This window comes from Streptomyces sp. MST-110588 (assembly GCF_022695595.1).
Classification (GTDB): Bacteria; Actinomycetota; Actinomycetes; order Streptomycetales; family Streptomycetaceae; genus Streptomyces.
Genome location: NZ_CP074380.1, coordinates 4,631,548 through 4,647,795 on the forward strand (window position 1 = coordinate 4,631,548; position 16,248 = coordinate 4,647,795).

General features: G+C 74.0%; 2 protein-coding genes and 1 pseudogene. All 3 read left to right on the forward strand.

Translation table 11 applies throughout. The features are described from left to right. The first annotated feature begins 214 nt into the window (after nucleotides 1–214). Nucleotides 215–1,594, forward strand: a complete 1,380-nt coding sequence (locus tag KGS77_RS20425; protein WP_242583930.1) for a serine hydrolase domain-containing protein — start codon at nucleotides 215–217, stop codon at nucleotides 1,592–1,594. 247 nt (nucleotides 1,595–1,841) lie between these two features. Continuing rightward, nucleotides 1,842–5,048 (forward strand): annotated as a pseudogene (locus tag KGS77_RS20430) (amino acid adenylation domain-containing protein); the annotation flags it as partial. Between the two features lie 242 nt (nucleotides 5,049–5,290). After that, entirely contained in the window at nucleotides 5,291–16,117 is a 10,827-nt protein-coding gene (locus KGS77_RS20435) for a non-ribosomal peptide synthetase (protein WP_242583932.1), read from the forward strand. The last annotated feature ends 131 nt before the right edge of the window (nucleotides 16,118–16,248 follow it).

Genomic DNA, 16,248 nt, shown 5'->3' on the forward strand with positions numbered 1-16,248 from the left:
AGAGGCATGACCACGGCTCTCCAAACAGCCGTGATCATGCCTCTGGGCTGTGTGTTTACAACAGCGCTTAAATCCTTGTCCGTGCCTTCGCCCCTGCTGAAGAATTCTTTGCGTGCGGTCGGCTCACCCCCCGGGTGACGCATCGGCCACCCCGCCGCGCGCGGTCTGCGCCGGCCTTCGTTCAGGGAAGAAGGTGTCGTTCGCTGTGCTCGGGATGTCTGCGGAAGCGAAGGGTCGCGGTACCACCATCAGCCTGCCCCTCGACCGCCTCGCCAAAGAGCACTCCGTCGTCGGCGGCCAACTGGCCGTCCACCACCAAGGAACCACTCACACCTGGGCCTTCGGCGAGGAGGAGCACGACAGCGGCCGGCCGGTCAGCGTCGGCACCGCCTTCGCCCTCGGCTCGACCACCAAAGCACTGACCGCGACCTCCGTCCTCCAGCTCGTCTCCGACGGCGACCTGGACCTGGACAGCCCCGTGAAGACCTGGATCGAGGAGCGCGGCGCGGCGGCGGACCACCCCGCCCTGAACGCCACGCTGCGCCAACTCCTCAGCCACACCGCCGGGTTGCCCTCCGACCATTTCGACGAGGAAGCGCCCTCGCTGCGCCGCTGGCTGGCCGGGTTCCTCACCTCCGGTGACGAGCGCGCCCGCGCGTCCTGGCCCACGCCCGGCTCCTTCTCGTACTCCAACATCGGCTACGCCGTCGCCGGCCGCGCCGTGGAGGCCGCCACCGGACTGCCCTGGTGGCAGGCGGTCCGCGACTACCTGCTGACGCCGCTGGGCACCGGCATCGGCCTGCTGCCCGGCGCCCCCCAGGACGGCCGGCCGCTGACCGCGGCCCCCGGGCACACCGCCCACACCACCCCCGACGGCCGGACGGTGGTGCACGTCGTCCAGAGCACCACCGACGCGGGCTCGGCGCCCTCCGGCGGCCTCGCGGGCAGCGCCGCCGACCTCGTACGTTTCGCCCGGCTGCACCTGGAGGAGCCCGGCGACCTGGACCGCTCCGCCGTCGCCGACCCGTCCGTATTGCGCGAGATGGCCCAGCCCGTCACCGGCGCCGAACCCTTCGGGCTGGCCGACGGCTGGGGCCTGGGCCTGGGCCACTTCGGCCCCGCCGGCCGCCACTGGCTGGGCCACGACGGCACCCTGGACGGCAGCACCTGTCACCTGCGCATCGAGCCGCGGCAGGGCACCGTCGTCGCCCTGACCACCAACACCTCCTCGGGGCTGGCCCTTTGGGACTCCGTCGTCGAGGAGCTGCGCGAGTGCGGCCTGGACATCGGCCTGCACGCACCGCAGCCGCCGCTGGCCGCGCCCGCCGCGACCTTCGCGGAGTGTACGGGCACCTACCGCAACGGGGACCTGGCCGTGACGGTCGGCATCGAGGACCAGCACATCGTCCTGGGACTGCCCAACGGCCAGCGGGACTCCGTCGCCCCGCACACCGGCCTGTTCTTCTCCGGCCGGCCCGGCAACGCCAGCCTCTTCCTCGGCCGGTTCGTCAAGGACGTGGCCACCGGTGAGATCCGTGCCCTGCAGTACTCCGGACGCACGCTGACACGCGAGGCGCTCACGGCCAGGAACTGACCCGCCACGGCGGACGCCGGGCCCACGGCCACCCGACAGGGCGGCCCACGCGGCCCGGCGGACCGCCGCGCGAAACCCCCACCCCACCACCGGCCGGCGCGCACCAGCCGCGCCCGGCCGCTCACCCGCGGAAGCGGCGGGCCGGTCAGCCCTGCCCGCGGCAGGCATCCCACGGCGGCAATCCCACAGCGGCCGGCCACGACGGCACTCCCACATTCCCTCTCGGCGCTCTATGGGGTCACTCGACATGAACTCTGACAGCAACTCCCTCCCGCATGCCCTGTGGGCATCGGCCGACGTCACCCTGCACGGACTGTTCGAGACCCAGGCAGCGCGCCGGCCCGGCCACCCGGCCGTCGAATGCGGGACCACCCGCCTGACCTACCGCGAGGTCGACGAACGGGCCGACGCGCTCGCCGGTCACCTCACCGCCCAGGGCGTGGGCGCCGAGACGCGCGTGGGCGTGTGCCTGCGCCGCGGCCCCGAGCTGATCATCTCCCTGCTGGCCGTCCTGAAGGCCGGCGGCGCGTACGTCCCGCTGGACCCGAACTACCCCGCCGAGCGGCTGGCATTCATCGTCCAGGACGCCGGGATCGAGCTGGTCATCAGCGACAGCACGGTGCCCGCGCGGCCCGCCACCGCGCCCCGGACCCTGCTGCTGGACACCCTTGCGGCCGACGAGCAAGCCGACGAGCACGCCGACGCGGAACGGAGTGCGGGCGCCGCCCCGAAGCAGACCGCGGCCAACCTGGACACCCTGGCCTACGTCCTGTTCACCTCCGGCTCCACCGGCACCCCCAAGGGCGTCGCCGTCACCCACCGCGGCATCCGGGCCCTGGGCGCCGCGCACGTCACCGCGCTGGACATCGACGAGGACAGCCGGGTCCTGCAGTTCGCCTCGCCCAACTTCGACGTCTCCATCGCCGACCTCGTACAGACCTGGTACGCGGGCGCCACCCTCGTGCTGCCCGGCGGCGCCCAGCCCGTCGGCGAAGCCCTCGCCGACCTGCTGGTCACGGCGGACATCACCCACGTCATGATGCCGCCCTCGGTGCTGGCCACCATCCCGCCCGTCGAGGCGCCCCGGCTGCGCGCGCTGGCCACCGGCGGCGAGAAGTGCCCGCCCGAGCTGATCGCCCGCTGGGCCCCCGGCCGCCGGATGATCAACATGTACGGGCCCACCGAGGCCACCGTCACCGTCACCCTCAACGGGCCGCTCCCGGCCGGCCTGACCGTCTCGCCCTCCATCGGGCGGGCCGTGGACGGCGTACGGATCACGGTCCTGGACGAGAAGCTCCAGCAGGTCGCCGAGGGCGGGGTCGGTGAGCTGTGCATCGCCGGCGGCGGACTGGCCCGCGGCTACATCAACCGGCCCCGGCTCACCTCCGAGCGCTTCGTCGCCGACCCGCACGGCCCGGCCGGCTCCCGGATGTACCGCACCGGCGACCTGGTACGGCTGCTGCCGGGCGGCGAGTACGAGTTCATCGGCCGCGCCGACGGCCAGGTCAAGATCCGCGGCCTGCGCGTCGAACTCGGCGAGATCGAGGCCGCGCTGACCGACCACGAGCAGATCCTCCAGTCCGTCGTCGCCCTCGCCGACGGCGGACGGCAACTGGCCGCCTACTACGTCCCGCTGGACGCCGCACAGGCACCGAGCGCGAGCGAACTGCGCCGCCACCTCTCCGGCCGGCTGCCCGCCCACATGGTCCCCACCGCGTACGTGACCATGGAACGGCTGCCGCTGACCCCCAACGGCAAGGTGGACCGCAAGGCGCTGCCCGCCCCCACCGTCACCGCCCCGGCCCCCGCCCCCTACGCCGCCCCGCGCACCCAACTGGAGACCGCGCTCGCCGAGATCTGGGCGCAGGTGCTGGGCCGGGAGCGGATCGGCCGCGACGACGACTTCTTCGCCCGCGGCGGCGACTCCATCGCCGGCCTGCGGATGGCCTTCCAGGTCGACCGCCGGCTCGGCCTGACCCCCGCCACCACCGCCCTCTTCGACCACCCGACCCTGGCCGCCTTCGCCGCCCACCTCGGCGAGGACGGCGCGGCGCGGCAGGCGCGCACCGGCACGCCCGTCACCCCCGTCGACCGGGGCGCGGCGCTGCCCGCCTCCGCCGCCCAGCAGCGGCTGTGGTTCCTGGACGCGTACGAGCCCGGCGGCGCCGCGTACAACTGCACCACCGGCCTGCGGCTCACCGGCACCCTGGACACCGACGCGCTCGCCGCCGCCCTGAGCGCCCTGGTCGCCCGCCACGAGCCGCTGCGCACCACCTACACCGAGCGGGACGGGGCCGTCCTCCAGGTCATCGGGGACACCACGGCGATACCGCTGCCCCTCACCGACCTGACCCACCTCGCCGACGGCCCGGACCGTGAGCGGCGCCTGGAGGAGGTGCTGCGCGCCGAGGTGTCCGCCCCCTTCGACCTGGCCGCCGGCCCCGTACTGCGCGCCCTTTTGGTGCGTACGGCACCCGACGAGCACCTGCTCGTCCTGACCGCGCACCACATCGCCGCCGACGCCTGGTCCATGGACATCGTCGCCCGCGAACTCGGCGCGCTGTACGCCGCCGCCCTGACGACCGCGGGGAAGGCCGCCCCGGGCCCCGTGGCCCTCGCCGAGGCCGCCGGGCTGGAGGCCCTGCCGGTCCAGTACGCCGACTTCGCGGCCTGGCACCACGACCGGCTCACCGGCCCCGCCGTCGAGGAACAGCTCGCCTACTGGAAGCGCCGGCTGGCGGGCGCCACGCCGCTGGAGCTGCCCACCGACCGGCCCCGCCCGGCGGTGCGCACCTCCGCGGGCGCCCGCCACCTGTTCACCGTCCCGGCCGAAACCGTACGCAAGCTGACCGCGGTCGGCCGCGAGCAGGGCACCACCGTCTTCGCGCCGCTCGCCGCCGCCACCCAGCTCCTGCTGGCCCGCTGGTCCGGGCAGCGCGACATCGTGCTCGGCACCGTCGACGCCGGCCGCGACCGCGCCGAACTCGCCGACCTGGTCGGCTTCTTCGTCGACACGCTGGCGCTGCGTGCCGACGTGGACGAGACGCTGAGTTTCGCGCAGTTCGTGGACCGCGCCCGGGAGACCGTACGCGAGGCGATGGACCACTCCCTGGTGCCGTTCGAGCGCGTCGTGGACGCCGTGGTCCCCGAGCGCGACCCCAGCCGCCCGCCGCTCATCCAGGCCATGATGGTCCTCCAGAACGCCCCCTCCGCGCTGCCCGAGCTGCCCGGCGTCACGGCCGCGCCCGTGGAACTGCCGCGCGAGGCCGCGCTGTTCGACGTGACGCTGGAGTTCTGGCAGGACGCCGGGGGCGGCCTGACCGGCTCCGTCGAATACAGCACGGACCTCTTCGACGCCGGCACCGTCGAGCGTCTGGCGCGCAACCTGTGCACCCTCCTCGGCGAGCTGGTCACCGCCCCGCACCGCCCCATGCACGAGGCGAGCACGCTGGACTCCGAGGAGCTGCGCCGGGTCCTGGAGGAGTGGGGTCGTGGTGCGGGTGAGGTCGAGCGGCTGACGCTCGGTGGGCTGCTGCGGGCGCAGTTGGCCCGTACGCCTGATCTGCCGGCGGTGATCACGGACGCGGAGACGCTGTCGTACGCGGAACTGCATGCGCGGGCGGCGCAGTTGGCGCACTACCTGATTGCCGAGGGGTGCGGCCCGGGCAGCGGGTGGCGGTCGCCCTGGAGCGGGGGGTGCGGTGGCTGGTCGCGTTGGTGGCGGTGGCGCACGCCGGTGCGGTGTATGTGCCGGTGGACCCCAAGTTCCCGGCCGACCGGCTCACACACATGCTGTCCGACTCGAACGCCGTGGTCGTGGTCACGGAGTCGACGTGGTCCGAAGCGCTGCCGAAACGGCACGGGACCCGGCTGGTGGAGGTGGACCGGCTCACCGAGGAGCTGGCCGCCCGGCCCACCGACCTGCCCGACGTCACGGTGCCGCTGGACCAGCCCGCGTATGTGATCTACACCTCCGGTTCGACGGGGCTGCCCAAGGGCGTGGAGGTGACCGGCCGGGGCCTGGTGGCGCTGATGACGGCGCTGGAGGAGGGCTTCGGCCTGAAGGCCGGGGACCGGCTGCTCCAGATCAGCTCGCCGAGCTTCGACGCCTCGGTCCTGGAGATCCTGCCGGGGCTGGGAGCGGGCGCCGCGCTGGTGCCCGCACCGCCCGGGGTCATCCCGGCGGAGGAACTGGTGGCGCTGCTGGAGCGGCACCGGGTCAACCACGCCTTCCTGGTCCCCGCTCTGCTCTCCACCCTCCCCGCCGCCGAGCTGCCGGAGCTCCGCTCGCTGATGGTGGGCGCGGAGGCGGTCGGCGGGGAGCTGGTGGCGCGGTGGTCCCCGGGCCGCCGGATGACGAACGCGTACGGCCCGACGGAAGGCACGGTGGCGGTCACGCTCAGCGGCGCCCTTCGGACCGGCGTCACCCCGCCGATCGGCACGCCGGTGCCCAACGCCCGCGTCTACGTCCTGGACGCCTGGCTGCGGCCGGTCGTCGCGGGCGTGCCCGGTGAGCTGTACATCGGCGGCGAGGGCGTGGCCCAGGGCTACGTGGGGCGCTCCGACCTCACGGCGGAACGGTTCCTCGCCGACCCGTTCGAGGGCGGCGGTACGCGGATGTACCGCACCGGTGACGTGGTGCGCTGGACCGCCGACGGCGTCCTGGAGTTCGTCGGCCGCGCCGACGACCAGGTCAAGATCCGCGGCTTCCGCATCGAACTCGGCGAGATCGAATCCGCGCTGCTCGCCCACCCCGGCGTCGCCCAGGCCGTCGTGGTGGCCGTACAGAGCCAGAACGGGGCCAAGCGGCTGGCCGGCTATGTCGTCCCGGCCGCCGGCACCGCACCCGAGGCGGCGGACCTGCGCGCCCACCTCGGGCAGACGCTGCCGGACTACATGGTCCCCGCCGTCTTCGTACCGCTGGACGCGCTGCCGCTGATGCCCAACGGCAAGGTCGACCGCAAGGCGCTGCCCGCCGCGGAACTCGCCGTCGGCGACGACGCGGCGTACGTGGCGCCGCGCACCCCGGCCGAAGAGACGCTGGCCGGCATCTGGGCACAGGTGCTGGGCCTGGAAAAGGTCGGCGTCACCGACAACTTCTTCGACCTGGGCGGGGACTCGATCCTCAGCATCCAGGTCGTCTCCCGTGCCCGCGCCGCGGGCATCGAACTGAGCGCGCAGGACGTATTCGTCCGGCAGACCGTCGCGGAACTCGCCGCCGGGCTGCCGGACGCCGGGAACGCCGCGGGCGGCGCCGGCACCGCAGACGAGCAACCCCCCGTGGAGGGCCCCGTGGTACTGACCCCTGTCCAGCGCTGGTTCTTCCGTACCCACCGCAAGGCCCCGCACCACTACAACCAGGCCGTACGGGTCGCGCTGGCGCCCGGCACGGACCCGGACGCGCTGGCGGGCGCGGTGACCGCCGTGGCCGGGCACCACGACGCGCTGCGGCTGCGCTACGAGCGCACCGGCGCCGGGTGGCGGCAGCGCAACCTCGCCGAGGACGCCGCCATCACCCTGGAGCGGCACGACCTGTCGGGGCGCGCCGCCGCCGACCGGGAGACCGCCGTGGCCGAGGTCACCGACGCCCTCCAGACCGGCTTCGACCTCGCCGAAGGCCCGCTGATCCGCTTCGCGCTCCTGGAGCTGGGCGGCGGCGAAGCCGAACTCACCGTCGTAGCCCATCACTTGGTGCTGGACGAGGCGTCCTGGCCGGTGCTGCTGGAGGACCTGGCGCGGGCCTACCGGCAGCTCGCCGACGGCAGCCCGGTGGACCTGGGAACCAAGACGGCCTCCTTCCAGGAATGGGCCGCCCGGCTGCGCTCGCACGTGGAGTCCGGCGGCTTCGACGCGGAGCTGGACCACTGGCTCCAGGTCGGCGAGGACGTGCCCACCGCCCTGCCCGGTGCGGGCAAGCCCGCGAAGGACGTCACCGACCCGCTGCGGACCGTGGCGGCCGGGCTCTCGGCCGAGGCCACCCGGCAGCTCCTGGAGCAGGTCCCCGACGCGTACGGAACGCGGACCGAGGAGGTGCTGCTCGCCGTCCTGGGCCGGGTGCTCGGGGAGTGGACCGGCCAGGACCGGGTGCTGGTGGAGGTCGCGGGACAGGGCCGCGAGGAGGTCTTCGCGGGGCTCGACGTGTCGCGGACGGTCGGCTGGTTCACCTCCGCCTACCCGGTGGAGCTGCCCTCCGCCGCCGACGGGACCGCCGGGGACGGCACGGCCGCCTGGGACGCCCTGATGAAGTCCGCCAAGGAGCACCTGCGGGCCGTCCCCAACCAGGGCATCGGCTACGGCGCGCTGCGCTACCTCGGCGACCCCGACTCGGCCGCCGGCGACCTGGCCTCCGTACGCCCGCAGATCGGCTTCTCCTACCTGGAGCGCTCCGGCGCACCGGTCCGCGGTGACGGCCTGTACCGGGCGGCGCTGCCGCGCCCGGGCCACCTGCGCAGCGCCTCGGACGCCCCGGCCCACTCCCTGGAGGTGGCGGGCCGCGTCGTGGACGGCGAGCTGACCGTGGAGTGGACCTGGGCCGCGGGCGTCCTGCCCGAGGAGACGGTGCGGGACCTGGCGGCGCGCTACGCCGCGGCGCTGGAGGACTTCCTCGTGCACTGCGCGGCCCCCGGCGCCGGCGGCCGTACGCCCTCGGACTTCCCGCTGGTCGACCTGGACCAGGCCGCGGTGGACGCGGTCGTCGGGGACGGCCGCGGCGTGGAGGACGTCCTGCCGCTGATGCCGATGCAGACCGGCATGCTCTTCCACACCCTCGCCGGGTCGGACGCCTCGGCCTACTTCGAGCAGCTCATGTTCGCGGTGGACGGGGTCACCGACCTCACGGCGTTCGCGGCCTCCTGGCAGCGGGTCGTCGATGAGGTGCAGGCGCTGCGCGTCGGCGTGGTCTGGGAAGGCGTACCGCAGCCGGTGCAGGTCGTCCACCGCGACGTGACGCTGCCGGTGGAGACCGCCGACTGGCGCCAGGCGCCCGCGCAGGAGCAGGCCGCGCGCTGGGAGGCGCGGGTGGCCGCCGACCGGGCACGCGGCCTGGATCTGAGCCAGGTGCCGCTGGCCCGCCTCACGCTGGCCCGGGTCGGCGAGGAGCACGTACGGGTCCTGTTCACCTTCCACCACATCCTGCTGGACGGCTGGAGCATGCCGCGCGTGCTCTCCCTGGTCCTGGAGGACTACGCGGCCCGCAAGAAGGGCGCGCCTCCGCCCGCCGTCACGGGCGGCAAGCGGCTGGCGGAGCAGACCCGCTGGATGGCGGGCCGTGACGTCCCCGAGGCCGAGGAGTTCTGGCGCGCCCAGCTCGCCGGCTTCGACACCCCCGTCGCGCTGCCCTACGACCGCCCCGCCGTACGGGCCGGGCAGTCCCACTCCACCGAGCGCGTCCACGCGGAACTGCCCAAGGAGCTGTCCGAGCGGATCGACGCCTTCGCCCGCCGCAACCGGCTGACCGCCAACGCCGTCGTCCAGGGCCTATGGGCGCTGCTGCTGGCCGGCCGCACCGGCCGCGACGACCTGGTCTTCGGCGCGACCACCTCCGGCCGCCCCACCGACCTGGACGGCGCCGAGGACATGCTCGGCCTGTTCATCAACTCCCTGCCCGTACGCGTACGGATGGAACCGGACCTGCCGGTGGTGGAGTGGCTCCAGCGCCTCCAGGCCGAGCAGGTCCGCGCCCGCGACCACGACCACCTGCCGCTGAACCGCGTACAGGCGCTGAGCGAGGTCCCGGCGGGGCAGCCGCTCTTCGACAGCCTCGTCGTCTTCGAGAACGCGCCCGTGGACATGGACGCGACCGGACGCAACGGCCTGGCCGTGGACGACATCAACGTCTTCCAGGCCACGAACTACCCGCTCAACCTGATCGTCCACGGCGGCGAGCGGCTGGAGTTCACCCTCGCCTACGACCCGGCGGTCTTCGACCGCACCACCATCGAGGCGCTGCACGCCGAACTGGCCGCGCACGCCGAGACCCTGGCCGGCGTCCCCGCGGACCTCACGCTCGGCCGGCTCGACCTGCTGGGCGCCGAGCGGCGGCACCTCCTCCTGGAGGAGTGGGGGCGTGGTGCGGGTGGAGTCGAGCGGCTGACGCTCGGTGGGCTGCTGCGGGCGCAGTTGGCCCGTACGCCTGATCTGCCGGCGGTGATCACGGACGCGGAGACGCTGTCGTACGCGGAACTGCATGCGCGGGCCGCGCAGTTGGCGCACCACCTGATTGCCGAGGGGGTGCGGCCCGGGCAGCGGGTGGCGGTCGCCCTGGAGCGGGGGGTGCGGTGGCTGGTCGCGCTGGTGGCGGTGGCGCACGCCGGTGCGGTGTATGTGCCGGTGGATCCCAAGTTCCCGGCCGACCGGCTCACACACATGCTCACGGACTCCCAGGCCGTCCTGGTCGTGACCGAATCCGCGTGGGCCCGGTCGCTGCCGAGGGCGGAAGGCACCCGGCTGGTGGAGGTGGACCGGCTCGCCGAGGAGCTGGCCGCCCGGCCCACCGACCTGCCCGACGTCACGGTGCCGCTGGACCAGCCCGCCTACATGATCTACACCTCCGGTTCGACAGGGCTGCCCAAGGGCGTGGAGGTGACCGGCCGGGGCCTGGCCGCCCTGGTGAGCGGACTCGTCGCGGGCTTCGGCCTGAAGGCCGGGGACCGGCTGCTCCAGATCAGCTCGCCGAGCTTCGACGCCTCGCTCCTGGAGGTCCTGCCGGGCCTGGGGACCGGTGCGGCCATGGTGCCCGCACCGCCCGGAGTCGTTCCGGCGGAGGAGCTGGTGGCGCTGCTGGAGCGGCACCGGGTCAACCACGCCTTCATGGTTCCCACGCTCCTGTCGGCTCTCCCCGACGCCGAGCTGCCGGAGCTGCGCTCGCTGATGGTGGGCGCCGAGGCGGTCGGTGCGGAGCTGGTGGCGCGGTGGGCGCCGGGCCGGCGGATGATCAACGCCTACGGCCCGACCGAGGGCACGGTGGTGACCACGCTCAGCGGTCCGCTGACCGCCGGCCCCATTCCGCCCATCGGCACACCGCTTCCCAACGTCCGGGTCTACGTCCTGGACGCCTGGCTGCGGCCGGTCGTCGCGGGCGTGCCCGGTGAGCTGTACATCGGCGGCGAGGGCGTGGCCCAGGGCTACGTCGGCCGTCCGGGTCTGACGGCGGAACGGTTCCTCGCCGACCCGTTCGAGGGCGGCGGTACGCGGATGTACCGCACCGGTGACGTGGTGCGCTGGACCGCCGACGGCGTCCTGGAGTTCGTCGGCCGCGCCGACGACCAGGTCAAGATCCGCGGCTTCCGCATCGAACTCGGCGAGGTCGAATCCGCACTTGCCGCACACCCCGACGTCGCCCAGGCCGTCGTCCTGGCGGTCCGCGGTCAGGGCGGCGCCCAGCGGCTGGCCGGCTACGCCGTACCGCGCACCGGCGCCACCCTGGACACCGCCGACCTGCGCGCCCACCTCGCGCGGACGCTGCCGGACTACATGGTCCCCGCCGCCTTCGTACCGCTGGACGCGCTGCCCCTGCTGCCCAACGGCAAGGTCGACCGCAAGGCGCTGCCCGAGCCCGAGGCGTACGGCACCGACGAGCAGCAGCACGTGGCCCCCGGCACCCCGCTGGAGGAGCTGCTGGCCGGCATCTGGGCGCAGGTACTGGGCCTGACGAAGGTCGGCGTCGAGGACAACTTCTTCGACCTGGGCGGCGACTCGATCCTGAGCATCCAGGTCGTCTCCCAGGCACGCGCCGCCGGACTGGCCATGGCGCCCAAGGACGTCTTCGACCACCAGACGGTCCGCGCCCTGGCCGAGCACGTCGGCCGGGCCGGACAGGAGCGGGACCAGGCCGCCACCGCCGTCCGCGTCGAAGGCCCGGTGAGGCTCACGCCCATCCAGGAGTGGTTCTTCGCCACCTACTCCGGCCCCCGGCACCGCTTCGACATGTCGATGGCCGCGACCCTGCCCGCCGACGCCGACCTGCACGCGGTGGCCGGCGCGGTGGCCGCCGTGGTCGCCCACCACGACGCGCTGCGCCTGCGCTTCGTACAGGACGCGGAGGGCGTGTGGACACAGACCGTCCAGGACGGCGGAGCCGGTGCCGGTGACGGTGCTGCCGCCTCCGTACCGCCGCTGCCCCACACCGACCTCTCACATCTGGGCGCCGAGGAGCGGCAGGCCGAGACGGACCGGCTGATCGCCGACGCCCGCGACGGGCTGGACCTCACCGAGGGCCCGCTGCTGCGCGGACTGACCGTCGGTCTGGGCGAGGAGGGCACACAGCTCGTGCTCGTCGCCCACCACCTGGTGCTGGACGGCGTGTCCTGGCGCGTGGTGCTGGAGGACCTGACGACCGCCTACGGGCAACTGGTCTCCGGCGCGCCGGTGGACCTCGGCCCGAAGACGACCTCCTTCCAGGAGTGGGCGGCGCGGCTGCGGACCCACACCGAGGACGGCGGGTTCGACGCGGAGCTGGAGTACTGGTCCCGGGTCGGCGACGGCGTACCGACCGAGCTGCCCGGACGCGCTGCCGCTGCCGAGGCCGCCGGGACCGGTGAGCGGTCCCTGTCCGTCGCCTCGGCCGAGCTGTCGGCACAGGCCACCCAGCGGCTCCTCCAGAAGGTCCCGGCCGTCTACCGGACCCGGATCAACGAGGTGCTGCTGGCGGTCCTGGGCCGGGTGCTCGGGCAGTGGACCGGTCAGGACCGGGTGGTCGTCGACGTCGAGGGCCACGGCCGCGAGGAGGTACTCGCCGGGGTCGACCTGTCCCGGACGGTGGGCTGGTTCACCACGGTCTTCCCGGTGGAGCTGCTCTCCGGCGCGGCCGAGGCCACCGACGGCCGTACGGGCACGGGCACGGGCACGGACGAGGACACCGCGGACGCCAAGGACACCACCTGGGACGTCCTGGTGAAGTCCGCCAAGGAGCACCTGCGCGCCGCCCCGAACCGCGGCATCGGCTACGGCGCCCTGCGCCATCTGCGCGGCGCGGTCCCCGAGTTGAACCCGCAGGTCAGCTTCAACTACCTGGGCCAGTTCGACAGCGGCACGGCGGCCTCCGGAACCTCGGCGGCCCCCGGGACCCCGGGAGCCGGCGCCCCGGTCTTCCAGGACATCCGGTTCCTCCAGGACGACGCCGGGCTGCTGGCCGGCCGGGACCACGCGGTCGACGTGGTCGGCCACATCGTCGACGGCCGCCTGTCGGTCAAGTGGGCCTACGCGGCCGGCGACTTCGCCGAGGAGACGATGCGGGACCTGGCGACCGGCTTCGTCACGGCGCTGGAGGAGTTCCTCACCCACTGCGAGACCCCCGGGGCCGGCGGCTGCACACCGTCGGACTTCCCGCTGGCCAAGCTGGACCAGGCCGCGGTGGACCGGGTGGCCGGGGACGGCCGCGGCGTGGAGGACGTGCTCCCGCTGATGCCGATGCAGTCCGGCATGCTCTTCCACGCGCTGGCCGAGTCCGACTCCTCCGCGTACGTCGAGCAGCTCATGTTCACCGTCGACGGCCTGGCCGACCTCGCGGCGTACGCGGCGTCCTGGCAGCGTGTCGTCGATGAGGTGCAGGCGCTGCGCATCGGCGTGGTGTGGGAGGGCGTCCCCGAGCCGGTGCAGGTGGTGCACCGCGAGGTGGAACTGCCGGTCGACATCCTGGACTGGCGCCAGGACGACCCGGCCGGGCAGGCCGCGCGCTGGGAGGCGCTGCTGCGCGCCGACCAGGAGCGCGGGCTGGACCTGCGGCAGGTGCCGCTGGCCCGGGTGACGCTGGCCCGGGTCGGTGAGGAGCGGGTCCGCGTCCTGTTCACCTTCCACCACATCCTGCTGGACGGCTGGAGCGTCGCCCGGGTGCTGTCCCTGGTCATGGACGACTTCATCGCCCGCAAGGACGGCCGGCCGCTGCCCGCCGTCGCCGGTGGCCGGCGGCTGGGGGAGCAGGCGCGCTGGATGGCGGGCCGGGACGTCCCCGAGGCCGAGGAGTTCTGGCGTACGCAGCTCGTCGGCTACGACACCCCGGTCGCGCTGCCGTACGACCGTCCGGCGGACCACGCCGGGCAGTCCCACTCCTCCGAGCGGCTGCCGGTGGAGCTGGGCCAGGAGCTGTCCGACCGCCTCATGGAGTTCGCCCGCCGCAACCGGCTGACCGTCAACGCCGTCGTCCAGGGCCTGTGGGCGCTGCTGCTGGCGGGCCGCGGCGGACAGGACGACGTGGTGTTCGGCGCGACGACCTCGGGCCGTCCCACGGACCTGGCCGGGGCCGAGGACATGGTCGGCCTGTTCATCAACTCCCTTCCGGTACGGGTGAAGCTGGACCCGGGACAGCCGGTGGTGGAGTGGCTCCAGCGGCTCCAGGCCGAGCAGGTGCAGGCCCGGCTCCACGACCACCTGCCGCTCTCCCGCGTCCAGGCGCTGGGCGACATGCCCGCCGGACAGGCACTCTTCGACAGCCTGGTGATCTTCGAGAACTACCCCGAGGGCGCCGACGAGGCCGCCCGGCACGGACTGGTCATCAGCGACCGCAACTCGGTGGAGTCCACCAACTACCCGCTCAACCTGGCCGCGGTCACCGGCAAGCAGCTCGGCCTGATCCTGCTGTACGACCCGGCGGTGTTCGACCTGGGCACCGTCGAGGCGCTGCGCGACCAGCTCCTCCAGCACGCCCGTGCGGTGGCCGCCGTCACCGGCGAGAAGATCGCCGAACTCGACGCGCTGACCGGGCAGCAGCGGCACACCATCCTGGAGGAGTGGGGCCGCGGCGCCCCCGGCGACCAGGGCACCACCCTCACCGGGGTCTTCGCCGAGCAGGTGGCCCGGGCCCCGCGGAACACCGCGCTGATCGTCGGCGAGGAGCGGGTGAGCTACGCGGAGCTGGACGCCCGCGCCAACCGCCTCGCGCACCGGCTGGTCCAGCTCGGGGTGCGCCCCGACTCCCGCGTCGGGGTGTGCCTGGGCCGCCGTACGGAGCTGTTCGTGGCCCTGCTGGCGGTGCTCAAGGCCGGCGGCGGATACGTACCGCTGGACCCCGAGTACCCGGCCGACCGGCTCGCCTTCATGGTCACCGACTCCGGCGCCACGCTCGTGGTCACCGACGGGGACTGTGCGGGCGCGCTGCCCGCCACCGATGCCCGGCTGCTCCTGCTGGACGACGCGGACGAGGCCAGGGCCATCGCCGGGCAGCCCGCGGACGCACCCGAGGTGACCGTACGGCCGGACAACCTCGCGCACGTCATCTACACCTCCGGTTCCACCGGCCGCCCCAAGGGCGCCGTACTGCCGCACCGGGGCGTGCTGCGGGTCGCCCGCGACCCCAAGCTGGCGATGACCGAACGCGACGTGGTGGGCCAGCTCGCGACCGTGTCCTTCGACGCGGGCACGCTGGAGATCTGGAGCGCGCTGCTCAACGGCGCGGCGCTGGCGGTCAGCCCGAGCCGGATGATGTCCGCGGCGGAGACCGGGGAGTTCCTCCACTCGCGGGGGGTCACCGCCATCTGGATCACCGCGGGTCTCTTCCACGAGATCGTCGACAGCGACGTCCAGGTCTTCTCCGGACTGCGGCTGATCATGTCCGGCGGTGACACCCTCTCCCCGGCGCACGCCGTCAAGGTCGTCGAGCAGTTGCCCGGCGTACGGATGATCAACGGGTACGGGCCCACCGAGGGCACCGTGTTCACCTCGCTGTTCATCGTCAACGGCAACTACGCGGGCAGCGGCCCGCTGCCGATCGGCACCCCGATCGCCGGCACCCGCGTCTACGTCCTGGACGCGGCCCTGCGGCCGGTCCCGCCGGGCGTCGCCGGTGAGCTGTACCTGTCCGGCGACGGCATGGGCCGCGGCTATGTGAACCGCCCGGGGATCACCTCCGAGCGCTTTGTCGCCGACCCGTTCGGGGAGCCCGGCGCGCGGATGTACCGCTCCGGTGACCTGGTGCGCTGGCTGCCCGACGGCAACCTGGACTTCGTCTCCCGTACGGACTTCCAGGTCAAGATCCGCGGCCTGCGGATCGAACTGGGCGAGATCGAGGCCGCTGCCGCCGCGCACCCGGCCGTCGCCCAGGCGCTGGTGCTGGCCCGCGACGACCACGGCGGCAGCAAGCGGCTGGTGGCCTATGCCGTGCCGGAGGCAGGCAGCCAGGCGCCCGCCCCAGAGGAGCTGAAGGAGTTCATCGGCCGGTCGCTGCCCAGCTACATGGTCCCGTCCGCGGTGATCGTCCTGGACGCCTTCCCGCTCACCCCCAACGGCAAGGTCGACCGGCGGGCCCTGCCCTCGCCGGACGACGCGGCGGGGACGCGCGAGTACGTCGCGCCGCGCAACCCGGGCGAGGAACTGGTCGCCGACATCTGGGCCGACGTGCTGGGCGTGGAGAAGGTCGGCGTCACCGACAACTTCTTCGACCTGGGCGGCGACTCGATCCTGAGCATCCAGGTCATCTCCCGGGTCCGCGAGATCTTCATGATCGACCTGCCCGCCCGGACGCTGTTCGACAACCCGACGGTGGCCGACCTGGCCGCCGCGGTGGAGGCCCAGGTGCTGGCCGAACTCTCGTGATCCGCGCGCACCACCGCCCGGCCCGCTCCGGCGGGCCGGGCCGCCCCGCCGGACCGCACCGCGGCACCCGGCCGGGCCGCACCACAGAGGCAGACCGCCCCACCGGACCGGGCCGCCCCACAGGCCCGGCC

Bases quoted from the DNA above. Each gene is read 5' to 3' on its own strand.
- KGS77_RS20425 (WP_242583930.1), top strand. From the start codon at position 215: ATGTCTGCGGAAGCGAAGGGTCGCGGTACCACCATCAGCCTGCCCCTC.